The sequence below is a fragment of the Qipengyuania xiapuensis genome (genome assembly GCF_019711395.1).
Taxonomy (GTDB): Bacteria; Pseudomonadota; Alphaproteobacteria; order Sphingomonadales; family Sphingomonadaceae; genus Qipengyuania; species Qipengyuania xiapuensis.
On record NZ_JAIGNL010000001.1, the window covers coordinates 632,560 to 657,811 of the forward strand.

At 64.0% G+C, this 25,252-nt stretch carries 23 protein-coding genes and 3 tRNA genes; 9 read left to right on the forward strand and 17 right to left on the reverse strand.

Annotated features, from left to right (window positions below; translation table 11 throughout):
* Nucleotides 1–30: 30 nt before the first annotated feature.
* The 3 genes from K3163_RS03145 to K3163_RS03155 form a co-directional block, all read right to left on the reverse strand.
* The gene (locus K3163_RS03145) at nucleotides 31–1,464 is read right to left on the reverse strand and encodes an amidohydrolase family protein (RefSeq protein WP_221552173.1); all 1,434 of its coding nucleotides are present in this window, start codon (nucleotides 1,462–1,464) and stop codon (nucleotides 31–33) included.
* Between the two features lie 100 nt (nucleotides 1,465–1,564).
* Nucleotides 1,565–2,383: a transglutaminase-like cysteine peptidase gene (locus K3163_RS03150; RefSeq protein ID WP_221552174.1), complete on the reverse strand. Its 819-nt coding sequence runs from the start codon at nucleotides 2,381–2,383 to the stop codon at nucleotides 1,565–1,567.
* Nucleotides 2,384–2,513: 130 nt separating this feature from the next.
* Nucleotides 2,514–3,293, reverse strand: a complete 780-nt coding sequence (locus K3163_RS03155; RefSeq protein ID WP_221552178.1) for an acyl-CoA thioesterase — start codon at nucleotides 3,291–3,293, stop codon at nucleotides 2,514–2,516.
* A gap of 114 nt (nucleotides 3,294–3,407) precedes the next feature.
* Between K3163_RS03155 and K3163_RS03160 the strand changes: the two genes are divergently transcribed.
* Together K3163_RS03160 and K3163_RS03165 are read left to right on the forward strand one after the other, a co-directional pair.
* Nucleotides 3,408–3,481, forward strand: a tRNA-Cys gene (locus K3163_RS03160).
* A gap of 19 nt (nucleotides 3,482–3,500) precedes the next feature.
* Nucleotides 3,501–3,576: transfer RNA gene (locus K3163_RS03165), tRNA-Thr, on the forward strand.
* A gap of 126 nt (nucleotides 3,577–3,702) precedes the next feature.
* Here the strand turns inward: K3163_RS03165 and K3163_RS03170 are convergent.
* The 5 genes from K3163_RS03170 to K3163_RS03190 are packed head-to-tail and all read right to left on the reverse strand — an operon-like array spanning nucleotide 3,703 to nucleotide 8,672.
* Nucleotides 3,703–5,004, reverse strand: coding sequence for a mechanosensitive ion channel family protein (locus K3163_RS03170; RefSeq protein ID WP_221552180.1), 1,302 nt, complete (start codon nucleotides 5,002–5,004; stop codon nucleotides 3,703–3,705).
* Nucleotides 5,005–5,062: 58 nt separating this feature from the next.
* Nucleotides 5,063–6,406 carry a serine hydrolase domain-containing protein gene (locus K3163_RS03175; protein ID WP_221552182.1) on the reverse strand — a complete coding sequence of 448 codons (1,344 nt, stop codon included), beginning with the start codon at nucleotides 6,404–6,406 and terminating at the stop codon, nucleotides 5,063–5,065.
* Between the two features lie 24 nt (nucleotides 6,407–6,430).
* Entirely contained in the window at nucleotides 6,431–6,880 is a 450-nt protein-coding gene (locus K3163_RS03180) for a hypothetical protein (RefSeq protein ID WP_221429238.1), read from the reverse strand.
* Nucleotides 6,881–6,883: 3 nt separating this feature from the next.
* Nucleotides 6,884–7,270 (reverse strand): hypothetical protein, encoded by a 387-nt coding sequence (locus K3163_RS03185; RefSeq protein WP_221429237.1) that lies wholly within the window; start codon nucleotides 7,268–7,270, stop codon nucleotides 6,884–6,886.
* Between the two features lie 40 nt (nucleotides 7,271–7,310).
* Nucleotides 7,311–8,672: an alginate export family protein gene (locus tag K3163_RS03190; protein WP_221552183.1), complete on the reverse strand. Its 1,362-nt coding sequence runs from the start codon at nucleotides 8,670–8,672 to the stop codon at nucleotides 7,311–7,313.
* Nucleotides 8,673–8,943: 271 nt separating this feature from the next.
* Between K3163_RS03190 and K3163_RS03195 the strand changes: the two genes are divergently transcribed.
* Nucleotides 8,944–9,381, forward strand: a complete 438-nt coding sequence (locus K3163_RS03195) for a helix-turn-helix domain-containing protein (protein ID WP_221552185.1) — start codon at nucleotides 8,944–8,946, stop codon at nucleotides 9,379–9,381.
* Nucleotides 9,382–9,677: 296 nt separating this feature from the next.
* On the opposite strand, the gene K3163_RS03200 is transcribed toward K3163_RS03195, so the two are convergent.
* The 4 genes from K3163_RS03200 to sppA form a co-directional block, all read right to left on the reverse strand.
* Entirely contained in the window at nucleotides 9,678–10,808 is a 1,131-nt protein-coding gene (locus K3163_RS03200; protein ID WP_221552202.1) for an acyl-CoA dehydrogenase family protein, read from the reverse strand.
* A 27-nt stretch (nucleotides 10,809–10,835) separates the two neighbouring features.
* Nucleotides 10,836–12,035 (reverse strand): acyl-CoA dehydrogenase family protein, encoded by a 1,200-nt coding sequence (locus K3163_RS03205; RefSeq protein WP_221429233.1) that lies wholly within the window; start codon nucleotides 12,033–12,035, stop codon nucleotides 10,836–10,838.
* Nucleotides 12,036–12,263: 228 nt separating this feature from the next.
* Nucleotides 12,264–12,338, reverse strand: a tRNA-Val gene (locus tag K3163_RS03210).
* Nucleotides 12,339–12,410: 72 nt separating this feature from the next.
* Nucleotides 12,411–14,291 (reverse strand): signal peptide peptidase SppA, encoded by a 1,881-nt coding sequence (gene sppA, locus K3163_RS03215; RefSeq protein ID WP_221552204.1) that lies wholly within the window; start codon nucleotides 14,289–14,291, stop codon nucleotides 12,411–12,413.
* Between the two features lie 113 nt (nucleotides 14,292–14,404).
* Here sppA and K3163_RS03220 point away from each other — a divergent pair, with 113 nt between their 5' ends.
* On the forward strand, nucleotides 14,405–15,430 hold the full coding sequence (locus tag K3163_RS03220; protein WP_221552207.1) for an aspartate carbamoyltransferase catalytic subunit: 1,026 nt from the start codon (nucleotides 14,405–14,407) through the stop codon (nucleotides 15,428–15,430).
* Nucleotides 15,427–16,659 (forward strand): dihydroorotase, encoded by a 1,233-nt coding sequence (locus tag K3163_RS03225; protein ID WP_221552209.1) that lies wholly within the window; start codon nucleotides 15,427–15,429, stop codon nucleotides 16,657–16,659. The genes K3163_RS03220 and K3163_RS03225 overlap by 4 nt, the downstream gene beginning before the upstream one ends.
* A 69-nt stretch (nucleotides 16,660–16,728) precedes the next feature.
* Here K3163_RS03225 and K3163_RS03230 read toward each other — a convergent pair whose 3' ends face one another.
* Genes K3163_RS03230 through K3163_RS03240 form a run of 3 tightly spaced genes read right to left on the reverse strand, consistent with a single transcriptional unit; the run spans nucleotide 16,729 to nucleotide 19,630 of the window.
* On the reverse strand, nucleotides 16,729–18,099 hold the full coding sequence (locus K3163_RS03230; protein ID WP_221552211.1) for a tetratricopeptide repeat protein: 1,371 nt from the start codon (nucleotides 18,097–18,099) through the stop codon (nucleotides 16,729–16,731).
* A 42-nt stretch (nucleotides 18,100–18,141) separates the two neighbouring features.
* Nucleotides 18,142–18,882: a hypothetical protein gene (locus tag K3163_RS03235; RefSeq protein WP_221554020.1), complete on the reverse strand. Its 741-nt coding sequence runs from the start codon at nucleotides 18,880–18,882 to the stop codon at nucleotides 18,142–18,144.
* A 31-nt stretch (nucleotides 18,883–18,913) separates the two neighbouring features.
* A complete protein-coding gene (locus tag K3163_RS03240) occupies nucleotides 18,914–19,630 on the reverse strand; it encodes a ParA family protein (RefSeq protein ID WP_221429228.1) in 717 nt (238 codons plus the stop codon).
* Between the two features lie 210 nt (nucleotides 19,631–19,840).
* Here K3163_RS03240 and K3163_RS03245 point away from each other — a divergent pair, with 210 nt between their 5' ends.
* The 4 genes from K3163_RS03245 to bfr all read left to right on the forward strand — a co-directional run bounded on the left by K3163_RS03245 (nucleotide 19,841) and on the right by bfr (nucleotide 23,100).
* The gene (locus K3163_RS03245; protein ID WP_221552214.1) at nucleotides 19,841–20,836 is read left to right on the forward strand and encodes an SPOR domain-containing protein; all 996 of its coding nucleotides are present in this window, start codon (nucleotides 19,841–19,843) and stop codon (nucleotides 20,834–20,836) included.
* Between the two features lie 102 nt (nucleotides 20,837–20,938).
* Nucleotides 20,939–22,222: a DUF418 domain-containing protein gene (locus K3163_RS03250; RefSeq protein WP_345719693.1), complete on the forward strand. Its 1,284-nt coding sequence runs from the start codon at nucleotides 20,939–20,941 to the stop codon at nucleotides 22,220–22,222.
* A 70-nt stretch (nucleotides 22,223–22,292) separates the two neighbouring features.
* Nucleotides 22,293–22,487 (forward strand): (2Fe-2S)-binding protein, encoded by a 195-nt coding sequence (locus K3163_RS03255; protein ID WP_221429226.1) that lies wholly within the window; start codon nucleotides 22,293–22,295, stop codon nucleotides 22,485–22,487.
* Between the two features lie 121 nt (nucleotides 22,488–22,608).
* On the forward strand, nucleotides 22,609–23,100 hold the full coding sequence (bfr, locus tag K3163_RS03260) for a bacterioferritin (protein ID WP_221429469.1): 492 nt from the start codon (nucleotides 22,609–22,611) through the stop codon (nucleotides 23,098–23,100).
* Here the strand turns inward: bfr and K3163_RS03265 are convergent.
* Together K3163_RS03265 and K3163_RS03270 are read right to left on the reverse strand one after the other, a co-directional pair.
* The gene (locus tag K3163_RS03265) at nucleotides 23,097–23,309 is read right to left on the reverse strand and encodes a hypothetical protein (RefSeq protein WP_221429225.1); all 213 of its coding nucleotides are present in this window, start codon (nucleotides 23,307–23,309) and stop codon (nucleotides 23,097–23,099) included. The two genes, bfr and K3163_RS03265, sit on opposite strands and share 4 nt — an antisense overlap.
* Before the next feature lie 131 nt (nucleotides 23,310–23,440).
* Complete coding sequence (locus tag K3163_RS03270) at nucleotides 23,441–25,216, reverse strand: tetratricopeptide repeat protein (RefSeq protein WP_221552216.1); 1,776 nt, start codon at nucleotides 25,214–25,216, stop codon at nucleotides 23,441–23,443.
* Between the last annotated feature and the right edge of the window lie 36 nt (nucleotides 25,217–25,252).

Below are 25,252 nucleotides of genomic sequence, written 5' to 3' on the forward strand. Positions count from 1 at the left end.
AACCACCCCCGCGGTTGCCGGCGGCGATCGCTAGAGTCCGAGCGCCGCGGGATCGGTACCTTGCGCCTCAAGCGCTTCGACCAAGTTCGCCTGCGTCCTGCCGACATCGTGTTCGGCCGCTTCGACCAGCATGGCATCGAGCGCGGCGCGATCGTGGAACTTCCCGCCCGCGACGACAGCAGAAACCGAGCGCAGCGTGGCCAGGTCCTCGGTCGGATCGGCGTCCAGCAGGATCAGGTCCGCCCGCTGTCCCTCTGCGACCCGGCCCGCGATTGCTTCTTCGCCAAGGGCGATTGCAGGGTTGATTGTGGCTGCTCGCAGAACTTCTAGCCTGTCGAGACCGGCTTCTTCCAGCAGTTCGAGCTCATCGATCAGCGACATTCCGGGGACGTTGGTGAAGATGCCAGCATCGCTCCCCGCCACGAGGAGCACGCCCTCTTCCGACAGGTATTTCGTAATGAGCTTGTAGAATTCGAAAGCCGCTCGGTTCCGTGGCACGTCTTCATTGCTCCAGCGGTCGTATTCGGCCTGGCTGGTCGCGACCAGCAGCGGGTTCATGAGGCCGGTCCCCTTGCGCCCGAGGTATTCACCCTTCGTCTCGGCCACCCTCAGCAAATTGTAGAATGCCAGCAAGGTGGCATCGACAGGGACATTCGCGGCGGCAATCCGCTTGGCGAGCTCGCGCGCCGCGGCCTCATCGTGGCGGTCGCGCAAGCCGTGCCACACGATCGATTCAACATGCTCGATCGTGACGAGGCCGTCATCGAGGATTTCCTCGAATGCGATCTCGAAGGGCAGTTCCGCAGGCATTCCCTTCTTGCGCACGCCCTCGGGCGTATGGCCCATGACGGTCATGTCGAGACTCGCGGCCTCCTCGAGCAGTGCCTCGTAAGCTTCGCGGGTGAGGTTGGAGTAGACCTTGAGTTGGCGGTACCCTTGCTCGTGCTGGCTCCGCACCGCCGCGCGCGCCTCTTCTGCAGTGGTCACGAACTGGTGGTTGATCTGCTGGTTCGGGCCCGGGCTGTTGAGGATCGGACCGGTGGTCAGAAGGCGTGGTCCTGCAAGCGTGCCGGCCTCGATCTTGCTGGCAAGGCGCAGGTGCAAGGGCATGCCGGACGCGTTGCGAACCGTCGTGACGCCATGCGCCAGATAGGCGCCGAGCGACGCGCGGTCCCAGATATGCACATGCATGTCGACCAGCCCCGCCATGACGACGCGACCATCGCCCTCGACGACCCGCGTGGCAGTATCCGGTTCGATCTCCCCTGCAGGAGCCAGCTTGGTGATTCTCCCGTTCTCGATCAGGACCGACATGCCGGGGGCGAGGTCGGCTTGCTCGCCGTCGAGGTCGAGGATGCTCACGTTCTTGAGAAGGAGAGACTGGCCGGTATCGGCATGCACGGGCATCGCCAATGCTGCCATCAAGAGGCACAGCCCTGCGACCAGCTTCGCGAACGCTTTCATCCCACCCTCCGAATCCGTTGCGCCTTCCTTCTGACAGAAGTTTGCGACGGGTCAAAAACGTTCGGTTTGCAAGTGGATCACCCGGACAGGCTCGCCAGCCTTAGCGAGCAACCTCGCCATATATCCACGCGAACGGCCCCGAATAGCTCACGATCGGGGTGTAGTCCTCCACCTGGTAGGCGGGCAGGACCATGTCGGTGCGATTGTCGAGGATGACGAGTCGCCCGCGCTGCTTGACCGCCAGCACTGCATGTTCGCCCTGCTGCCTGTCACGCAGCAGCACGAGGAACATGTCGTCCGAAGGGACGCCGATCGCCTTGAGCAGCGCCATCTTGGCGAGCGCGAAATCCTCGCAATCGCCGAAGCCGCGCCGGATCGTGGCGGGCGCGCTCGACCATTGGTCGACGCCCGGCGGCTCGTCGCGGTAGCGCACGTTCCAGTTGACCCATGTGTTCACCATGGCGACCGGATCGCGTGCGCCCGGCTGGCTGGCATTGGTGATCAGCTCGCGCCACGGGCCGGCTTCATCGCCGAGGTCGGCGAGCCGAACGCTGTCCCATTTCGTCATCGGCGCAGCTTCGTAGCCGACCGGCATGGCGATCATGCGGAACAGGCTGGGGTTCGGCGGACGGACCGGTGGGGGCGGCAGGGGCGGGGCGCAATGATGCGTTTCCTTGGCCATTTCGGGCTCGTCGGAAGGCAGAGTGAAAACGAAGCCGGTCGTGGGCATCACGAATGCCTCTTCGGCGGGTTCTTCAGCCCTTTCCTCGAAAACGCAATCGGCGCTCGGAGGGATCGACTGGACCATCTGGAGCGGTCCTGCCTGCGCAGTCTGAGCCTGCGCTGCGGGCAAGCCGCTTGTGGCGCTCGCCAGGAGCAGCGCTGCCGGAATTGCCTTTGCGAGTGAGTGCCTGTTCATGCGGATCCCGTCGAGACTGCAAGATGCCAAGCGCCGGCGTCGGCGGCAAGCTGGAGACGGGTCGGTCCGACTCGAATGCAGCACCGCGTGCCGCATGAGGCTTCCGGTCCCCTACCGGCAAGCGCCCGTGTCAGCCGAAGATCGCGACGCTCTGCATCCCGTCGAGCACCTGCCGTCCCTCGGTGTTCCAGAGACGGAGCCGCTCCGACGAATAGCCGCCCGCCGCGTGCTGGCTGGCGTTCTCCGACAGCCACCAGCCGTCATCGGTCGTCGGTGCGGTGTGGAGCAGGTTGAACGACCAGTTGATCGAGCTGATCGGTCCCTGCCGCTGCATGGCGCGCATCGCCCCCGGCGGAAGCACGTCGCCGAGCAGGATCAGCTCGCTGATCGGATCGAGGCCCCCCCGGTCCTTCAGGCGCGCCCAGCGGCGGACCACCGGCGCACCGGGGCCGCGCATGTCCTGTGCGCGGCGGATCTCGAAATTGTTCTGCAGGAATGCAGGGCCCTTGCCCTCCATAGCCGCATCGGCCTCTTCGGGCGGGCCGGGCCAGTTTTCGACCGGCGCTGCCTCGTGCACTGCATTGGGCTCGCGCTCGGTGCCGAACAGCCAGAAGGCCGTCAGCGTGCACTTGCCCTCGCACCAGATCTCGCTGCGGACCTGCGCCACATTGCGTCCCTGGCGCACGATCTCGCGCTTCAGTTCGACTTCGGGGCCGGTCGGGGAGACGAAGGCCACCTGACCCGCACGCAGCGGCGGCAGGTCGTCGAAGGCACGCACGGCGGCCGTATAGGCGATGAGCGCGGAAGCCCCGCCATACATGGTCCGGCCCTGCAGCCAGTGTTCGAGGTTTTCGAAGCGGATTTTCCCGCCCTCGGGCGTGATCGGATCGGTCAGGCTGGCAATGCTCATGCCCCTCCATCGCCCGCCAATCTGTCTTCGTCCAGACTGACGTTACGTAAGGCGATTGCAAAGCTTCCTGAGAATCGCTAGTGGGCCGCTTCCCGCCTCCCAAAGGTCGGGCGAGGCCCGATGGCGGAGTGGTGACGCAGAGGACTGCAAATCCTTGTACGCCGGTTCGATTCCGGCTCGGGCCTCCACTTCCCTCCTCGGGAATGTGCCGCTTTAGCTCAGTTGGTAGAGCACATCATTCGTAATGATGGGGTCACGTGTTCGAGTCACGTAAGCGGCACCACCCCTTCAAAAACCTAGAACTGAAGTCCCAGCGTAACGTGCTCTGGGCCTGAAAGTGGTTTGGGTCCCTCTTGGGAAAACTTTCGTAACCTGCGCTATATCGAGCGTTTGAGGACCGAAGTATTCTTCATTTGTTTTCCGGCAGCGACTTCACATGCACGTCCTGCTGCGGGAACGGCATAGTCAGCCCGCGCGCATCGAAGGCCTCTTTGACCTTCTGCGTGAGCTCGCATTTCACGTCCCAATAGTCTTCGGCATTGACCCATGGGCGGCACACGAAGTTGACCGCGCTAGCGCCCAGTTCGGTGGGTCGGATATCTGCCGGCGGGTCGGACAGGACCTTGGGGTGAGCCGCAACCTGTTCCTTGAGAAGGTCCAGCACCTCCTGGATGGAATCCTCGTAGGAAGCTCCGAAAACGAGGTCGACGCGTCGCGTAGCGCTCGCTGTCGCGTTCACGATCACGTTGCCCCAGACGTTCTTGTTCGGGACGACAATGATCCGGTTGTCCGGCGTCGCCACCGTGGTGCCGACCATGTTCACATTCTTGACTGTCCCGCCGACGCCGCCGACCTCGATGTAGTCGCCCTCGTCGAATGGCTGGTTGATCATGATCATCAGTCCGCTGGCGAGATTGCCGAGCGTATCCTGGAAGGCGAATGCGAGGATGAATGAGGCACCGCCGATGAGGGCAAAGACGGGCGTAATATCGACGTCGACGGAGGCCAGCACGACGATGATGCCAGCGAGGATGAACAGCCAGAAGAAAGCTCCGACGATGAATGCCTGCAGCAGTTTCGAAAGCTTCGTGAACCTGCCGATCCAGAGCTTCACGAAGCCTCTCGCAATCCGGGCCACGAGGATGATGGCTGCGACCGCGAGGAAGGCGACGAATATCCGCCAGAGCACGGCTATGCCGCCGTCAGGTCTCCCGAGCCACTCGATGAAGGAGCCAAAGAGAGCTCTTGCGGGAGCCAGCGCGGTTTCCTCGTATAGGATGCCCTGCCGGTAGGAGCGAAGCTTCTGAACCAGATCCGGATTGCCACCTTTGCGCTCCAGGGAGTCGACGACAAGTGTATATCGCTCAAGCAGGCGGGCTCGCTGTTCGACGAGGCCCACGATCGCGGCGATCTTCGCCTCGTCCGACGGGTTTGCGCTGCTTACGCGTTCAGCTTGCGCCCGCGCGATCTCTGCAGTCTTGCCGCGGACGAGCTGGAGCCAGGTTTCGCTGACTTCCTCCAGTTCCTCCACGGTCAACGGCACGAGCAGATGTGAAAGCTGAGCCACGGAGATATTCGGTTGGCTGGCAAGAGCGAGCAGTTCGTCGGGTGCGGGTTCGGCAGGAGCCTCGGTGACTTCTGGCTCCTGCCTATCCGGTTCGGCCTCCTGTGCGAGCACACCCGTCGGAAACCCGAGCGTCACGAAAGCCACGATCAAAAGCGCCCATAACCTTGCTGCCGACATCTAATTCCCCCCGCTGCGCTTGGCTTCAGTCCTTCGACATCAGGTATTCGGCCACTGCCTGGTATGCCGGTAGCGAGGTCGGATCGATCCGCCCGTTCGCTGCAGTCGGGAACGAAGCAAACCGGACGAGCACCATTTCGGCAGTCGGGTCGATATAGATCGTCTGGCCATGGACACCGCGAGCGGCATAGGCCCCGTGGTCATTGTGGAAGGACCACCACTGACTGGCGTAGCTGCCACCCGGCATGGTCGGGAAACCAAGGAACTTGGACGGATCGCCGCCCTGACTTATCCGCTCGGTCACTTCGGCCGGGAACAGGCGCTTTCCATTGATGACGCCTCCATTGAGCACGAGCTGGCCCAGCCTGCCGAGGTCGCGTAGGCCTGCGGTCAGCCCGCCACCGGCGAAGGGAACGCCCTTGCCGTCCACGGTCTGGTATGCGGCCTGCTCTGCGCCCATTTTCGACCAGAGCCGTTCCGAGGCCAGCTGCGTCACCTCTTTCCCGGTGACGCGCGTGATGATCCAGCCAAGCATGTCCGAATTGATCGTCTTGTAGTGGAATTCATCACCGTGGCGGCCGTCCGGCTGGACCTGTTGCAGATACTCCCAATAGCCGTTGGGACCGGTGTAGCCCTCCGGCTTAGGGAGCGGGCTCGCCGCGCGCGAATAGACCCAGATGTCCGCGTTAGGGTCGGCATAATTCTCGGAATACTTGACGCCGGTGGTCATATCCATGACCTCGCGCACCGTAGCCGTGGCGAAGGCGCTGCCCTCGATTTCAGGAATGATGTCGATTACGCGCGCGTTTTCGTCGAGCCGGCCCTCGGTCACGAGGATCTGCGCGAGGAGGCCCGTGAGCGACTTGGTCATCGACATTGCGGCATGTTTGCCGTCCTCGGTCAGGCAGCCCGAGTATTTCTCATAGACCACGCGACCCTTGTGCATGATCAGGAGACCGTCGGTGTAGTTCGCGCCCAGCGATTCCTCCCACGTCATATCCTCGTCGGAATTCATTGGCGTGAAGGTCAGCGCATCGATCTCATCCGCATATTCGCCGAGCTGGTCGGGCGGCAGGTAGGAAAGGGGGACGGGCGCGCCCAGTCCGCGGCTGATCTCTTCGGTCGGGAGGAATTCGCGCAAGTGACACACGCTCCATCTCAGACGCGGAAAGCTGAAATAGACCGAATCCGGCTGGGTGATGATCTTGTCTTCCGGCGGCGGGGAGCCGACCATCCAGCCCATCACTCGCGGATCGGATTCCTCCGCCGAGAGGGGCGCCTGACCCTGCTGGGCGGCCGCCGTGGTGGCCATCCCGCCAGCAACCGACAGCGAGAGCAGGGCCCCGGAAATCTTAGAGATGAAGCGCATGGATATACTCCCTGTTCAAGGCTGTCAGTCGTCGTCCGTCACAGCTGCGATCACCCCGACCACGGCCGCACCCACTAGGACTCCGGTGAGAACATCCGCGCCGTCGTTGTCGCGGCGATTGTAGTAGCGACGCAGGTAGTCGTTGCGGTTCCAGTACCGCCCGTCGCGCCACCAACGGCCGTTGCCGCGATAGAAGCGGTCGTAATAATCCTCGCGGATCTCGCGGCTGACTTCCCGCCGAGCCTCGCGCCGTTCACGCGCAACCTCGCGATTGGCGCGGCGATATTCGCGTTCGACGCACTCGCGGTCCTTGCACCGGCGGATGCGCCGATCGGCCTCGCGGCGCTCCCGGTTGACCTCGCGGTTCGCCTCACGGATTTCCCGGCGCACTTCCCAGCTCTGGGCTTGCACCTCGACCGGCATGCCGGTGAGCACTGTCGCGGCTCCGACCAATACTAATATCTTGCCGTACATCGCTCAGCCTCCCTGCGCTGCGCCGCGGAATTTTTCCGAGCGGCTCTCGTACTGCCGGAGGACTTCGACGCAGTTCTCATTGTCGGTGATCACGCTCGTGCCGTATCCGAATGCGGCGGAGAACAGGAACGCCCGGTCCACTCCGAGCAGCCGCGTGATCGAGGCATGGATTTCGAGCACGTCACGCTCGAATGCGGCCTGCTGGTTCTCGGCCACACACCCGCGGGAAAGACCGGCGATATAGCCGAAGTTCTTGAGGCCGTTGTCGACCTGCTCCTCCTCGCTGAGCGCTTCGCCAGCATCGTCCTGCGCGCTGACGGGCGACATCCCTGCGGCGGTAAGCATGAGCGCACCTGCCGCCAGTGAATGGGTCATGAGCCTTTTCATCATTTGAACTCCTCTCCTTGGGGAAGCCGCCTTTGCGGCGCGCTTAAAAATTGACGACGACGTTCACGAAACCTCCGGTCCAGCTGGGAGCGTCACCGCCGAATGCGTTCTCTATTCCCTCACCCGGGATCGAGATGCTGAAACCGCCTGTCAGGAAGATGTTCGGCGTGAGCACGCGCGTGTATTCGACGAAGAAATCGTCAGCGAGATGGTTGGCCGTGACGCCGGAAATGACGCTGCCCAGGTCATCGCTGATTTCGAGGCGTGTCGCCTGGCCGAACTGGATCGGGCTTCGCAGCTCGTTCACCCGGATATGCGCTGCCCTGAAAGTCAGGAAGTCCTTGGGGCTCGGCATGGTCCTCAGTGTCAGCTGGTGGGACTGGACGTTCGAGTTGATGAAGACCAGCGCGGCCTTCGATCCCGTCGCCCAGCTCGCCGGCGAGCCCTCGTAGTTGAGCGGGTCGAACCGTTCGAGCTCGGGCGTGTCCGGATCGTCGCCCGAGAAAGTCTGGTATGACCAGAAGAGGTCGGGGCGCCACGGCTTGTCGTTCCAGGCATGGCCAATCTTGATGCGCCCGCCCCAGGCGTCGAGGCTTATCCGGTCGTTCCACTGGTAGGCCCCGTCGAGGCCGACATAGAGCCCCGGAACGGCATCCGGAGCGGGGTGGACGAGGCTGTAGAACGAGACGGCATTCAGGCCTTCGCGGCCGCCGTCGAGGAAGTCGGGCGGGCCGATGCCGCCGGGCGCGGCCTGCGGATAGGGTGCCCCCGACTGCAGGACGTTGACGTAGCTGACGCCTGCGAAGTCACCCTTGCCCCAATCGAGCCTGATGTCCCCGCCGACACTGTGCGTCTTCGTGTTGTTGGATGCGAGTTCGTTGGGGTCGATGAAGAATGCCGTGGCGGTCAGGTCCTGCCTGCGGAAACGGGCGATGATCGTCCGCTCCCACGCTTTGCGCGGACCGAGCTTCACCGCGCCACGCTCGAAACCGTTGGAGGCGCCGTTCGAAATGAGCATCCCGGTGCCGAGCTTGAGCTCCTGCGCGCCGATCGAGAGATCGAACTGGCCCGTTTCGACAGACCCGGTCCTGTAACCGAGAAAAGCCTCTTCGATCGTCACGCGCCCCGTGTTCTTCTGGTCGAAGGCATCGGTGCCGAGCGTCGCCGATGCGACTACCGAAAACCCGCCATAAATCTGGCTCGAGCTGTCGAGGTCATGCGTAAGTTCGACGCCGGGCTTCGCGTAGACTTCGAGCCACTGCGTGTCGGAATCGAAATTGGCCGAGGGCGCGAAGCGGTCTGCGAGGTTCCAGTAGAGGTTCTCTTCGGCAACCGCGTTGATGCCGCCTTCGAGAGTGAACTTGATTTGGGTATCGCTGCTTTCGACGGTGTCGGTATCGGGCAATGGTTCGTCCTGACCATGCGCCACTGGGGCAAAGGCAAGACAGGCCGTCAGAAGACCGGTGGCAATCGGCAAATCGCGTAGGGCGGGACGAGGACCGGTAGCCCGAGTAATGACAGCTCGAAGGTTCATTCGCCAACTCCATGCAAAGTGGATTCGGCGACCCGTTGACCCCTGTTTTCATCAGGCGAGCATTATTGACCAGACCCTTATTGCCCAAAATGGGCACTCCTGTCATCATCCGCTCCTATGTAATTGAATGCAGGATGATCCTTTGAGCATTGCCGAAGACCATTTCTCGATCCTGTGGCCTCGCCACGTCGAAGGCATGATCGCCCTGCTGAGCGAACTGCGGGAAGCATTCGAGGGCGACCTCGATTCCACGCTCATCCTCGCTGTGATCGGCGCGGCCCTCTTGCCGAAGGACGAATTGCCGATTTCGTTCAGCTATTCCGACCTGCTCAAACAGCGTGACATCGATTTCAGGAAGCCGCTGAACACCCTCTCGATTTCCCAGGTGACGGGCATTCCGCGCGAGACAGTTCGCCGCAAGCTCGCCACGATGGAAGCGAAGCTATGGGTGGAACGCGACGAGAAGGGTCACTGGAAGATGGGAAGACGAGGTTCAGAGGATCTGCGCCCCATGACCGAACTCTCACTCAAGTACATCTCCAGCATCGCCGAGGGGCTCGATCTGGCGAGAGGGGCTTAGCGTAACGAGAACGGTGGGTTCCGGGGGGGGGACGTTTCTAGATTCCCGACCTAGTTGAAGTGCGCCGAGTGCATTCTCGAAAAGCAGAGGCCTTTAGCCGCTCTGGGAGGGGCTTGGGGATTGGAGACCACCGTCAAGAGGGTCGGCCGCAAGGCTATGAATCGCCGCCGAATTCCGGTTTCCTGACTTTCAATTCGTTATGATGGGGACACGTGTTCGGCACCACCATTTTCCGGCCTTGGCAGTCTGACACCCGGCCCGGTCTTGCGACCTGAGCCGGGTAGCCAGGTTTTCTCTTATGCCAGCGAGATGTGGCGCTTGAGGTGGTGATCTACGCTGCCGAATTCGCTTTCGAAGATCGTCAGGCGCTTGAAGTAGTGGCCGATAGCATATTCGTCGGTCACGCCGTTGCCGCCGTGGATCTGGACCGCTTCCTGGCCGACAAAGCGGGCCGACTGACCGACGCCGACCTTGGCCGACGAGGCAGCGCGCTTGCGCTCCTTTTCGCCAGCATCGAGTTTGAGCGTGGCGAGATAGGTGAGCGAGACCGCGGTCTCGTAAGCGGTGTACATGTCGACCATGCGGTGCTGGAGCACCTGGAACTTGCCGATCGGCACGCCGAACTGCTTGCGCTGCTTCGAATATTCGAGCGTCATGGCGTGGGCGACCTTCATCGCTCCGCAGGCTTCCGCACACTGGGCTGCGATGGCTTCGTCCGTCACCTGCTCGATCAGCGGCAGGGCGGCGCCTTCTTCGCCTATCAGCGCGTCTGCGGGGACCGAGACGTTCTCGAAATAGACTTCCGAAGCGCGGCGGCCGTCGACGGTCTCGTAGTCACGCGTGGTGATGCCGTCGGCGCTCTTGTCGACGATGAAGACACTCACGCCTTCGGCATCGCGGCGCCCGCCGCCGGTGCGCGCGGTGACGACGAGATGGCTCGCCCAGGGCGCGCCGATGACGACGGCCTTGTGGCCATTGAGGACATAGCTGTCGCCGTCCTTCTTGGCTGTGGTTTCGAGATCGGCGTAATTGTAGCGCCCGCGCGGTTCGGCATAGGCAAAGGCGAACACACGGCTGCCGTCGATGATGGCCGAGAGGTGTTCCTCGCGCTGCGCTTCGCTGCCGGCGTGCTTCAGGAAGCCGCCTGCGCAGACCACGGTGGGGACGAAGGGCTCGACCACGAGACCTTTACCGAATTCCTCCATCACGATCATCGCATCGACTGCGCCGCCGCCAAAGCCGCCGACTTCTTCGCTAAATGGCATGCCGAGGATGCCGAGTTCGGCCAGCTGCGCCCAGATTTCGGGGCGCCATCCGGCATCGCTGGCGATCGCCGCGCGGCGCGTTTCCCAGTCGTATTGTTCCCTGACAAGACGCGAAAGTCCGTCGCGCACCATGTCCTGTTCTTCGGTGAAGTTGAAATCCACGGGTCTCTCTCCGATCGTGCCCAGGCCTTAGAGGCCGAGGATCATTTTCGTGATGATGTTGCGCTGGATCTCGTTCGATCCGCCATAGATCGAGGTCTTGCGCATATTGAAATAGGTTTCCGCCGCATGCGACGAATAATCGGGGCCGACCGGATATTCGTTGCTGCCGTCGTCGTTCGCGACGCTGTGATAGTAGGGCGCGGCATAGCTGCCGACCGCCTCCAGCGTGAGTTCGGTCAGGCGCTGCTGGATTTCGGTGCCCTTGATCTTGAGGATCGAGCTTTCCGGTCCCGGACCCTTGCCCGCCTGTTCACCTGCAAGCGTGCGCAGCTCGGTGATTTCGAGCGCGGCAAGGTCGATTTCCAGCTGGCTCACCTTCCGGGCGAATTCGAAGTCCTCGATCAGCGGTTCGCCATCGACCGTCTCGTTCGCAGCGATCTCGCGCAGCTTTTCAACGCCGCGCTTCGAGCGGGCGACACCTGCGATGCCGCTGCGTTCGTGGGCGAGCAGGAACTTGGCGTAGGTCCAGCCCTTGTTTTCCTCGCCGACGAGGTTTTCGACCGGGACGCGCACGTCGGTCAGCCAGGTCTCGTTGACCTCGTAACCGCCGTCGAGAAGCTTGATCGGCTTCACTTCGACGCCGGGCGTCTTCATGTCGACGAGGATGAAGCTGATGCCTTCCTGCGGCTTGGCTGCATCGGTGTCGGTGCGGCACAGGAAGAAGCCCCAGTCGGCATATTGCGCCAGCGTGGTCCAGGTCTTCTGGCCGTTGATGACGTAGTGGTCGCCGTCGCGGACCGCGGTGGTCTTGAGCGAGGCGAGGTCGGAACCTGCGCCCGGTTCGGAATAGCCCTGGCACCACCAGACGTCGCCGCTGCGGATGCCGGGGAGGTGCTTCGCCTTCTGCTCTTCATTGCCGAAGGTGTAGATGACGGGGCCGACCATCGAGACACCGAAGGGCAGCGGCATGACCGCGTTCACGCGGGCGTTCTCTTCCGACCAGATGTAGCGCTGCGTCGGGGTCCATCCGGTGCCGCCGTACTGGGTCGGCCATGCGGGGACCGACCAGCCCTTTTCGCCGAGGATCTTGTGCCAGGCGAGGAAATCCTCGCGCGAGAGGTCTTCGCGGAGGCCGACATCGCCGAGGTGCTTGGGATAGTTCTCGGCAATGAATGCGCGAACCTCTTCGCGGAAAGCCTGTTCTTCGGGGGTGAATTCGAGATTCATGTGCTCAAGCTCCGATAGTCGTTCAGCCGTGCTCGCCATGCCCTTGGGGCAGTGCCTGAAGGCGGCAGATAACCTCACCTAGGCGAAGGTCAGCGGGAATCGCAATGGCTGGGCGGGACCGGCGCGAAGATTCCTTCGGGCGTGCGAAAGCCGCGTCTGCAGCATAGCAGACCGAAGCTCATCGCGCCCGGCAGGAAGCCGTAGCGGAAATATCGTGGCCGGGGAGGATGGTGGGCGCGGCAAGGATTGAACTTGCGACCCCACCCGTGTGAAGGGTGTGCTCTACCACTGAGCTACGCGCCCGCCCGTTTTCGGTGCCTGAAGCACCGGGCAGGGGCGCGCCTTTACGCGGCGAATCGCCCCATGGCAAGCGCCTCAATCGGTGAAGAAGGCCGCCACGCGCGCGAGGAATCCATCGAGCGTTCGCTGCCCCTGCGCCTTGGCAGAAGCGGGCGACGGGCAGGCGAGGCAATAGGCCTGCGCACCGCGCGTTGTCAGCAGTCGCTGGGCATCGGTTACGATCATCCCGGTGCGCGCGACTTCCTGGCCTGCGAGCATGGCGAAGACATCACGGCCCTCCGCATCTTCTTCGCCGATCAGAAGCTGGCGCAGGATCGTGTCGGTCCTGCTTGCCTGGTCGCCGAGATAGGCTGCGTGCCAATCGCCATCGCCGAGTTCGGCCTGGGCAGCGACCCATGCGAGGGCTTCTTCCATGCCGCCGTATTCGTCGACGAGCTGGAGCTGACGTGCGGTGCCGCCGTCCCAGACGCGGCCCTGACCGACGGTGTCGACCTGGTCGCGTGTCATCGAGCGGGCGGATGCGACGCGCGAGAGGAAGTCTTCATAGCCGTCCTCGATCGAGGCCTGCAGGATGCGGTCCACCTCGGGCGTGAAACCGCCGATCAGATCCGGCTGGCCCGAAAGAGGGCCGGTTGCCACGCCGTCGCTGGTCACGCCGATGCTGGCTGCGGCTTCCTCGAAGGTCGGGATGACGGCGAAGATGCCGATCGATCCGGTGATCGTCTCGGGCTCTGCAAAGATACGGTCGGCCGGGGTCGAAACCCAGTAGCCGCCGCTTGCCGCAACATTGGCCATGGACACGGCAACGGGAATGTCGCGCGCCTTGTGACGCATGATCGCATCGCGGATTTCTTCTGATGCGAGCACCGAACCACCGGGCGAATCCACGCGCACGACGAGGCCTGCAAAGTCGCGGTCGAGCGCTTCGTCGAGCAGTTCGGCAATGCGCGCGCCGCCGGCCGTGCCGGGACCCGCGTCGCCGTCGACGATCTCGCCGGCCACGGTGATGACACCGATCGCCTTGCCCGAGCTGTCCCACGGGTTTGCTTCGAGCCATGCGTTGAGCGGGGTCGAGGGATAGGCGCCGGGAAGGTCGCTCCACTCATCCTCGCCCACCAGTTCGGCAACGCGCGCGCCGAACTCAGCCGAATTGCCCAGCTTGTCGACGAGGCCCGCCTCGAGAGCGGCGGTCGCGAGATCGCCATTGGCGGCTTCCACCCACTCGGCAGGCGACTTGGTAACCCGGTCGAGGTCGACTGCGGGACGGGCAGCCTTCACGCTGGCCTGCCATTCCTCCCACAGCGCGCCGTAGAGCGCATTGGCGTTTTCACGCGCAGGATCGGACATGCCGCTTTCGGTGAAGGGTTCGACCGCGCTCTTGTAGGTGCCGACCTTGTAGACGCGTGCGTTGACCTTCAGGCGCTCGAGCAGACCCGCGAAATACAGGCGGTCGCCGCCCGGACCCGCGACGATCGCGCCGCCGAGCGGGTTCATCCAGACCTCGGTCGCATGTGCGGCGAGGAAGACGCCGTCATCGGCATATGCAGTGGCATAGGCGAGGACGGGCTTGTCGGCCTTGCGGACGCGATCAAGCGCTTCGCCGATATCGTTCAGGTGGACCTGGCCGGCACCGAGAAACCCGTCGAGGTCGAGTACCACGGCGGTGATACGATCATCCTCGGCTGCCTTGTCGATCGCGCGCACGAGATCGCGTGACTGGAATTCGCCGATCGGGGCGGTCTGGGAAAGCAGGGCTTCAAAGGGGTCGATCGGGGTGCGTTCTTCGACCACGACACCGTCGAGTTCGATCAGGAGCGCGCCCTCGCGGACCTGCGCCGGGCTCGGCCGCGCGGTAAGGACAGCGAATAGCGCCCAGAAGAACAGCAGCATGAACAGCAGCACGAGGCCGTCCTTGATGCCGACCAGCAAGCGCCAGACCTTGCCTGCAAAACCCATGAATTCTCGCCCCTTGTTTGCGTCTTTCACGCTAGACGTAGGGAAGGGCGGTGCGATGTGCCACAGGAATATGCTTGAGGCGCTTAAACCACTCGACTAAGGGCGTGGCTTTAATGACAGCTTCGGACACCTCGCCTCATGCGGCCCGCTATCCTGCGGGTGCGCTGGCCTTCCCGCACCGCGACCTGCTCGGCATCGGCCAGCTGGAGCGACACGAAATCCTGTTCCTGCTCGACGAGGCGGAACAATGGGTCGACTTGAACCGCCAGCGGACCAAGCACAGCGATACGCTGGCCGGGCTCACCATCATCAATGCCTTCTTCGAGAACTCGACGCGCACGCTGCTGAGCTTCGAGATCGCGGGCAAGCGCCTCGGCGCCGACGTGGTCAACATGCATGCCGCGCAGTCCAGCGTGAAGAAGGGCGAGACGCTGATCGACACTGCGATCACGCTCAATGCCATGCGCGCCGATGCTATCGTGATCCGCCACGGGTCGAGCGGGGCGACCGGACTGATCGCGGACAAGGTCGACTGTCCCGTCCTCAATGCCGGCGATGGCCAGCACGAGCACCCGACCCAGGCACTGCTCGATGCGCTGGCGCTGCGCCACGCACTGCGCGAACGCGGCGAGACGGCGGACGACTTCACCGGTCTCGTCATCGTGATCTGCGGCGATATCCTGCACAGCCGCGTCGCGCGCTCGAACCTGCTCTGCCTGCAGGCGCTCGGTGCAACCGTGCGGCTATGCGCGCCGCCTGCTCTGATGCCGAGCGGGATCGAGGCGATGGGCGCCGAAGTCTACCACGATTTCGACGCCGCGCTCGACGGGGCGGATGTCGCCATGATGCTGCGCCTCCAGACCGAGCGAATGAGCGGTCAGTTCATCCCCTCGGCGCGCGAATACCACCACCTTTACGGGCTCACCAAAGCGCGCCTCGAAAGGGCGAAGGACGATACGCTGGTGATGCACCCGGGCCCGATGAACCGCGGGGTAGAGATCGACAGCGAAGTCGCCGACATGATCGACCGTTCGATCATCACGCGGCAGGTCGAGATGGGCGTCGCGATCCGCATGGCATGCCTCGATGTGCTGACGCGACGCGGCCGAGGGGTAGAGGGATGGGGAGACGCGGCATGAAGCAAATGACCCCCATCATCATCGCCAATGGCCGCATCCTGACGCCCTCGGGCATTGAGGATGGCGCACTGCGGCTTGCGGACGGCGCGATCGCCGCCATCGGGCAGGACATTGCCGAAGAGGGGGACAGCATCGTCGATGCGCGGGGCAGGCTGGTCGCGCCCGGCGTCGTCGACCTCGGCGTCTTCGCGGTCGACAAGCCGGCATTCCATTTCGGCGGGATCACGCGCGCGGCGCTGATGCCCGACCAGTCGCCCATGCTCGATCTGCCGAGCCGCGTTTCCTACATCGCCAAGAGCGGTAAGCCCGATTTCTGGGTTCACCCGCTCGCCGCGGCAACGCGCGGTCTAGAAGGACGTGAAATCGCCGAGATCGCCCTCATGCGAGAGGCAGGGGCGAGGGGCATTGCCACAGGCCGCAAGTGGATTTCGGACAGCGGCGTCATGCTGCGCCTGCTGCAATATGCAGCGATGCTCGACATGCCGGTCATCACCCATGCCGAGGACGCGGCACTGGCGGGCGAAGCGGTTGCGACGGCAGGCGAATATGCAACGCGTCGCGGCCTCCCGAGCGCGCCTGCGGAAGCCGAAGCGATCGCCATCGCGCGCGATCTCGCGCTCGCAGAAATGGCCGGGGCACGGATCCATTTCCGCCAGGTCACGACCAGGGCCGGCCTCGATCTCGTCCGCAAGGCGAAGGCAGGCGGACAGCGCGTGACCGCGGGCGTGACGCCGGCGCACTTCATGCTGTCCGATCTCGCCACCGCCGAGTTCAGGACCTTTGCGCGCCTCTCGCCGCCGCTGCGCAGCGAAGCCGATCGCGGCGCGGTGCGCGAAGCGATTGCCGACGGCACGATCGATGTCGTCTCGAGCGGCCACGATCCGCGTGGTCCCGAAGACAAGCGCCTGCCGTTTTCGGACGCCGAACCGGGTATGGCGGGGGCCGAGACGCTGCTCGCCATGGTACTTTCGCTGGTGCGCGACGAGGTCATCGACCTGCCGCGTGCGTTCGACCTTGTATCGCGCAACCCGGCAAACCTGCTCGATGTCGATGCAGGCGAGCTCAAGCCCGGTTTCGAAGCCGACATCGCGCTGGTCGATCCGGACAAGCCCTGGGTGATCCAGGGCGCCAAGATGGCGGCGACTGCGGGCAATACGCCCTTCGACGGACAGCCCACGCAGGGCCGCGTCACCGCGCTGTGGAAGGGCGGAGTCGCAATCGACCTCTAGCGCATAAGAAAAGCCCCTCCCGGACGGATCCGGAAGGGGCGAGGCTCGGTGGTATTTCTGTCTGAGCGCTTAGCGCGCTGCGACCCGTACCGTTCCGTTGTCGAGCAGTGCGCCCGGCAGCGGGTTATTCTGTGCGTAGGCTATGCAGCCGCCGCCCTTGCCCTTGACGCTCGAGCACATGTCGCGCGCCGAGTCCTTGGCATAGCCGACTGCCGCAACGCGGAAGTACAGGCGGCCGTTGACGCGGGCCTTGCTGATCGAACGCTCGGCATCAGCCAGTTCGGGATACATGGCCTTGAATTTTTCCCAACCGGCCAGCGCGTCTTCCATCGTGAAGTACGAGCCGAGCTGGATGTTGTAGTCACCCTTCGAGACCGCGAGGGTCGGAGCAGCTGCCGGCTTCGATGCCGCAGCGGGCTTTGCAGCCGGTGCCGGTTTCGCGGCAACGGCGGGCTTCGCCGCCGGTGCGGAAACCTCATCTTCACCATCAAGCGACGCGACCACGACCGGCTTCGAGCGATCGGCATCGACCGGCGCGAAGCGCGGTTCGTCGCGCACCGGTGCGGCAGGAGCTGCAGCGGCGACTACGACTTCGTCAGCGGCATCGACGTCGAATGCGACGATCTCTTCTTCAGCGGCCGGATCGGCAGCGGGAAGCTCGGCGACGAAAGCGAAGTCGCTGTCAGCCTGCTCGACGTTTTCCGATGCCAGCATGTCGACGCTGGGATTGTTGTGCAGCGCGAGCATGGTCGGCAGGCCGGGATCGTTGCTGATCTCGACATTGAGCAGGCTTGCGACGCGGGTGCGATACTGTTCCGGACGGGCGATGGCGCCCCATTCGGCCATGCGCTCGCCGACCTTGTCGGCCGGAACGTCTTCGGCAACCATGATGCGCGCTTCGCGCCACTGGCCGCTCATAGCGTAGGCATAGGCGAGGTTCTGGCGAACCTTGGCAGTGTTCTGGCCATCGCGCAGGGCGTTGGAGAGAACATGCACGCCGCGCTGCGGCTGGCCTGCAAGGGCGATGGCGAGACCGAAGTCTGCAGCATCGAGAGCGGCTTCATGGCGCTCGAGCGTGTAGATCGCGGCGGCGCGGTCACCCATGCCGGTCTGTGCAAGCGAGAGGCTCACGACGGTGCGCGGCGAGGTGTCGCCGAGCTCGATCGCGTCCGAGAACGCCTGGCTAGCCGAAGCGAAACGGCCGGCTTCCATGTAGGCATTGCCGAGCAGCGTGCGGGCATATGCGTCGCGCGGGGTCGCAAGGACCGCGGCTTCGGCATGGTCGACAGCCTTGCTGGCCTTGCCTTTCTGGAGCGCGGTTTCGGCCTTTGCAGCCGAGTGGGCCGCCGTCGGCGCGACCTTGCCGGTGCAGCCGGCGAGGGCGGTCGAAGCGAGCGCCGTCGTGACGGCGAGCCGGATCAAGGTGTTCCTGTTCGTCATTGCATTACCCCTCAAAAGGCGATCCCACGTCCTTCAAGTTTCTCAGTGTGAGCGCTGCTGCACCTGGGCAGCGAGGCTCGCGATTTCCGGCATTTCGGCCAGGAGGCCGTCAAGTGCGTCGGTCACCAGCTGCTGTGCGCTGCTGCCGCGAACGGTGCAGGCAAGGCGAAGCATCAGGTGACGCTCAGGGTCGAGGCGCAGCGTGAAGGCAGCGCGCTTACCCTTGCTCGCCGCGCTGGTGCGCTTGGCGGGCTTGGTCTTCTTTTTCTTCGTCGGCGCAGCGATGGCAGCGGCAGCGTCGAAGCGAACTTCGGTCGGGCTTGCGACCTCGTCTCCGGCTTCCTGCTGGCCGAGCTGGCTGGCGATCTTGTCGAGCGATTCGCGCACGCTGTTCGCGCTCTGCGATTCGTTGTTCTGGCGCGATCCGATGGGCACGATTTCCGCGCTTGCAGCTTCGTGGTCATGCGCATCGTTGTCGTGCGCAAGATCCGCATCTTCACTGTCTTCTGCGACGCCGCTCTTGATCAGGCCCGTTTCCGCCAGCGTGGGCGCCTTGGGCATGAAGCGGCGTGCTTCGCCTGCATCGGCATCATCGAAGTTTGCGGGCGAGGGCGCAGGGGCGTCTTCGCCCATGTCGTTCCAGCCCAGGTCTTCGAGGTTGGCCGCGGCAGAGACGCCGTCGACCGGGCCCTGTGCCGCCGACTGCGGACGCATGGCAGGCTTGGCGCCGCCCTTGCGTGCGAGCAGGGTCGAAGAAAGAGAAGCGAAATTGGCGTCTGACATCCGGCTGGCCTCCGCCTTTCCTTAGTTGCTCTTACTGTGCCACCCGACGGCCGAAGCCACCGGCTGGGCGATAGGCACCGGGCTGCTGCGCCTGCTGGTTGGGCGCAGAGAAGACGGTGCGGCGGAACTGCTTCTCGAGCCGGTCCGCGACGTATTTCCAGAGAGCGGTAATTTCGGCCGAGGAACGGCTTTCCGGGTCCACTTCCATCACCGTGCGGCCGTCGATCATCGAGGCGGCGAAGTCGGTGCGGTGGTGAAGCGTGATCGGGGCAACCGTGCCGTGCTGCGAGAGCGCGACTGCTGCTTCTGAGGTGATCTTTGCCTTGGGCGTTGCAGCGTTGACCACGAAGATCAGCGGCTTGCCGGCGCGTTCGCAAAGGTCGACCGTGGCACCGACAGCGCGCAGATCGTGCGGGCTGGGGCGAGTCGGGACGACGATCAACTCGGCGACCGAAATCACCGACTGGATGGCCATGGTGATTGCCGGCGGCGTATCGATCACAGCGAGCTTGAAGCCCTGCTGACGAAGGATCGCGAGGTCCGAAGCGAGCCGTGCAACGGTGGTCTGTGCGAAGGCGGGAAGTTCCGCTTCACGCTCGTTCCACCAGTCGGCGAGCGACCCCTGCGGGTCGATATCGATGAGGACGACCGGGCCAGCGCCCGCTCGCTGGGCCTGAACGGCCAGATGTCCGGAGAGCGTGGTTTTACCCGATCCGCCCTTCTGCGATGCCAAAGCCAGTACACGCAAGGCTAGGTCCCCCTATAGCGCCTGTTCAATCAATCTGCCGCGGTGTTTGCGGCGGTCTCGAAACGGGGATCGCAGACTACCCCTAATTTAAGGTTAATCCCGTTAAACATTCCGCATTTTGCGGGTAGCGACGGGATGTTAAGACGCGGCCTGCTATTCCGGTCCCAGCGGTCCGGTGAGGTCCGGCGCCGCTTCGTATGGGATTGGGTTATGGCGATATCTGGTAAACAATTCGTACTGCCCTGCGCCGCGGCGATTGCGGTGCTGGTGACCGCGCCCGCAATGGCGGATACGCGCGCCGGCGTCTCCGCATGGCAGGCAGGCGACTACAGGGAGGCAGTGCGCGAATTCGAGGCAGCAGCGGCATCCGGCGACAGCCACGCGCTCTTCAATCTCGGCCAGGCATATCGCCTGGGACTCGGCGTTTCGCAGGACCTCGTGCGCGCGGAGAGCTATTATGCGCAGGCCGCCGAAGCAGGGAACGAGCAGGCGGCGGACATTTACGGCGTGCTCCTGTTTCAGCGCGGCGCCGAAGCCGATGCCTTGCCTTTCCTGCGAGCAGCAGCGCGCCGCGGCGATGCGGCCTCGCGCTATTTCCTGTCGATCGCGCATTTCAACGGCGACGTCGCGGAACGCGATTGGCCTCTCGCCTTTGCACTGGCCTCTCTTGCGAGTGACGACGGGCTGCAGCAGGCCGGAAGGGCGCTTGCGCGGATGGAGCCCTATCTGAACGAGGAGCAGAAGAGCGAGGCCGTGATGCTCGCCTCGCGGATTCGCGAAACGGCGCAGGCACCTTCTGTCGACAACAGGCTCGCCGTTGCAGCGCCTGCACGAGGAGTGGCGCGGGCCGCCGTTCCTGCTCCCGTTCCTGCTCCGGCTCCTGCGGCTGTGGCAGCACCGGCGCCACCGCCGCCGCCCTCTCCGGCACCTGCGCGCCAGGCATCTGCACCTGCAACCGCCACGGCGTCGCCTGCGTCCAGCGGTCCGTGGAAGGTGCAACTCGGTGCGTTCGGGGTCCCGGGCAACGTCGGCCGGATGTGGCAGAAGGTGGCGGACATGCCCGAATTCGCGGGGCGGCAGCGAATCGAGAAAGCTGCCGGGCGCCTCACCATCCTGCAGGCCGGTGGCTATGCGAATCGCGAGGAAGCACGCCGGGCATGTGCCGCCCTCAAACGGCGCGGGGACGACTGCCTCGTTACCCGCTGACGAGGCGCGGACGCGATCCGAAATCTGTGCGCTCACTGGAAGTGCGTCTTCCTGCAGCGCCTCCTCGCTCTATGAAGGAGGCATGAGGCGGGAGGAAACGACGTGAGCGATGCGCATTCCGATACAGGTCCTGTGCCAGCTGAGGTGAAACCGGTCGCCGAGGCAGGGGGGCGGATCGCCAGCCTCGACTTCATCCGCGGGATCGCGGTCATGGGGATCCTTGCCGCGAACATCATCGCCATGGGTCAGCCATTCACGGCCTACATGTATCCGACCGCATTCACGGTAGATCATTCGGCAAGCGAAGACTGGATGTGGGTGGCGCAATTCGTCCTGATCGACGGAAAGATGCGCGGGCTGTTCACCCTGTTGTTCGGCGCGGGCCTCTATCTCTTCATGGAGAAAGCCTGGGCGAAGGGTGCGACGCGCTGGCTTCAGGCGCGGCGACTGGCCTGGCTGGGCGTCTTCGGACTGCTTCACTACTACTTTATCTGGCGCGGCGACATCCTGCTTCTCTACGCGGTGTGCGGCCTGATTGCGGTCGCTTTCTTCATCGGACTGAGCGCGAAGAAGCAGATGGTGCTCGGCCTTCTCGGCTATGTCGCTGGTGGCATCTTCTACGCGGCGACGATGCTGTTCATGCAAAACATCGCGGAAGGCGATCACGGCGGCAGTGTCGCCCTCGAGCAAATGCAGGAGCAGTTCAACGAAACGCGCGACAAGGACCTCGCCGACGGGGTTGCTGAAACGCAGATCAGGCAGGACGGCAGCTATGCGGATTTCGTGGGACACACGTTCGACAAGCACGCTGCAGACCAGCTGAGCATGCTGGGTTTCTTCGCCTTCGAGACCCTGCCGCTGATGCTGATCGGAATGGCGCTCTACAGGTGGGGTCTCTTCGAGGGTCGCATGAACCGGCGAAAGCAGCGCTTCTGGGGTTGGACCGGCCTGATAGTGGGGGCGGCCGCATTTCTGGTCATAGCGCTCGAGACGATGAAAGGGGGCGTCACCTACTACGGTGCGCTCACCGCTTTCGTCGGCACTTCGCATTTCCCGAGGCTTGCCATGGTGCTCGGCCTGACAGCCTTGCTGGCGCTCTACGCGCCGCACGCAGGCAGCTGGCTGGGCGACCGGGTCTCCGCCGCGGGCAGGGCGGCGTTCACGAACTACCTCGGCTGTTCGCTCGTCATGCTGGTCGTGTTCGGGAACTGGGGGCTCGACCTCTTCGGTCAGCTCGGCCGGACAGAGCTGTATGGCGTGGTCCTCGTCGCCTGGGCCGCAATGCTTCTCTGGTCCAAAGAATGGCTCGATCGCTTTCGGTATGGTCCGCTCGAATGGCTGTGGCGCTGCCTTACTTATGGGAAGCGGTTCGCATTGCGTCGCTGAAGGCTTGCTAATGCGAATGATTCGCACTACATCTGCTCTTGCGAATCAATCGCAAAGGAAGCTCGAGCGCATGTACACCTGCATCTGCAACGCCATTCGCGAGACCGATCTGCGCAACGCAGCGCGCCGGTGTCCGGGCGATGCGGAAGCCTGTTACGCTTCGCTCGGCAAGCGTCCTGCTTGCGGAACCTGCCTCGATGAAGCCGAGGCGATCATCTTCGAAGAGCGCGAACTGGCCTTCAAGCCGACCAGCGTCGCGGCCTAGTTTCCGCTACTGAAAATCGCTCGCAACTGGCGGAATTCCGCCGTTTTTCCACCTTTTCGGCTTGTGCCGTCGGCGTGCTGCGCGCATAGAATGCGCACACATTCCGACGGAGATGAAAAGCATGAAGGGCGATGCCAAGGTCATCGAGTTCCTGAACAAGGCGCTCACCAACGAACTGACCGCGATCAACCAGTACTGGCTGCATTACCGTGTCCTCGCCGATTGGGGTGTGACCAAGCTCGCCGAATACGAGCGGCACGAATCGATCGACGAGATGAAGCACGCCGACGTGCTTGCCGAACGCATCCTCTTCCTTGGCGGGCTGCCCAATTTCCAGGCTATCCACAAGCTCAAGGTCGGCGAGACCGTCGAGGAAATCCTCAAGGCCGACCTTGCGGTCGAGATGGAAGCGATCCCCCTGCTTCGCGATGCGATCACGCATTGCGAGGAAGTGCGCGATTACACCACCCGCGAGATCTTCGAGCGTATCCTCGAGAGCGAGGAAGAGCATGTCGACTTCCTCGAGACCCAGTTCGACATGATCGAGCGCATGGGCCTGCAGAATTACGTGCAGCTCAACTCCAAGGCTGCGGGTGAGGGCGAAGAGGGCTAGTTCCGCCCCAGCTCCCAGAAGGTTGCGTAATCGCCGCCGTGCTTGATAAGCCGGCCCAGCCTGTGCTCGCCGTCCCATAGCTCCGCGCTGCCATCGCGCATGTTGATGTCGGCAATGGCGAGGGCCGTAGGCACATCCAGCGCGTCGACGACCATCGGGCCGCAGCTATCCGAGCACCTCTGCTCGATCGACAAGTGAATCCGCGACATGGCGTTCTCCTCTCTTGCTGAGGCGGATTGATGCGCAGCCGGCATGAACAGGACGCAACCACCCGCCTACGGTCTCGCCGCAGGAACCGCCTGCCCCCGTTCGGGCGGAATTACGCGGTGAACCGAACCTTCTAGAGCCGGTCCATCGACAGCCAGGCAGTCTCGCCCTGCCAGATCTCGTCGAGCTTGGCGCTGGCCGCGCGCGCCTCCATCCGGTTGCCCGCCGCCGCCTGCGCCTTCGACAGGCCATACAGCGCCCAGCCATTGTTTGGGGCCTGGAACAATGCCTTACGGAAGGCCGCTACGGCCTCTTCGTAGCGGCCCATCTTGTAGAGCGCCGCACCGCGCGACTGCGCGACCGGGTAGTACCAGAATGGCGGCTCGGAATAGGGGATGGTCGCCTCGATGCTTTCCGCCAGTTCGAAATAGCGCACCGCTGCTGCCGGATCGCCGTTGGCCAGTGCCAGCCGCCCGCGTGCGGCCAGTCCCGCCAGTTTGACGATATCGGGAGCGGGGAAGCCCTGCTCGGTCATAGCCTGCACGTCGGGGGCGTCGATCATCGCGTCGATCTCGCCGATCACTTCCTCGGCCGAGGTTGCGTCACCCGCAAGCGCATAGCCGACCGCGCGGGCATAGAGCCGCATCGCGTCGACATAGGCGAGGTCGGACTTCTCATTCGTCAACGCAAGTATCGCTTGCGGCGAACCCGTCTGTGCGAGCGCGAAATGCGGCGCCGCATGGATCGCCTGCACCCAGGCCAGCTGTCGCGCGATATCGGCATCGAGGATGCTCTCGAGCCGCGCAGTCTCGCTCGCCACCGCCTGCATGTTGCCGATCATCTGCGCGCTGGTCAGCAGGAAGTGGACATTGTGCGGATAATAGCCGTAGCGATACAGCGCGTCCTCGGGCGCGCTGGCGAGATAGGCCTCGTCCGCGCGTGCCGCAGCGATATTTGCCTCGATCGAATCCCCGTATCGCCCGATCCGGTAGTAGATATGCGCAGGCATGTGCACGAGGTGCCCCAAGGCGCGCGGACCGCTTCGGTTGAGCTCGTCCGCTGCGGCCTCTGCCTGCTTGGGATCGGGCCCGTTCTCGAGCAGGTGGATGAGCAGGTGCGAGGCCTGTGGGTGCTCAGGATTGCGCGCGAGCACGGTCTCGATACGCTCGACCGCCTTGCCGATGCGCGGCTGCGCTTCCTTGGCTTCGGTCCAGTAGTTCCACGGCGTGGTATTCATCGCCGCTTCGGCCGCGAGGATCTGCAAATCGTCGTTCCCGGCATTCGCATCGGCGAGCCCCGCCATCGCGTCTGCATATCGCGCGTCGAGCGCGGGACGGTCGCCTTCGAGCGAATAGCGCTCTTTCTGCGCGGCGATGATCGCACGTTCGGTCTCGCTGGCATCAACCGCCAGTTTGCTCGCGCGTTCGAGTGCGGCCAGTGCATCGCGGTTCGCCGCATCGTCCATGCCCGCGTTGATGTTCGGTCCATTGGCCAGCGCGACACCCCACCAGCACATGGCGCAGTCGGGAGCTAGGCGGGCAGCCTCGCGGAAGGACCGGATCGCGGCCTTGTGGTTGAAGCCGTAGGTCAGCGCGATGCCCTGGTCGAAATAGCTGCGTGCCTCGCCGGTGAGGCCGGTGGCAGGCAGGTCGTATTTCCCGGTGTTGCCGATCAGGCCGATCGCCGAAGTGGCAAGCTGGCTCGCACCGAAGGACCGTGCCAGTTCCAGCCGCCGGTCGAGCGCGGCAGCGCCGCTGAAGAAACCACGGCAGGCGTTGCGGCCGGGCAGGGTGGGGTCGAGCGCGGCCAGCTGGGCCTCGCTAAGCGCGGCGGAGGTGGGCGAACTCATCGGGCCGGACAGCGCGAGCGGCGCGGCGAGGGCGATGCCGAGGGTGATGGGGGTTTTCATGGTCGGTCTCCGTCCGCGACCCATGAAATGCTGGCA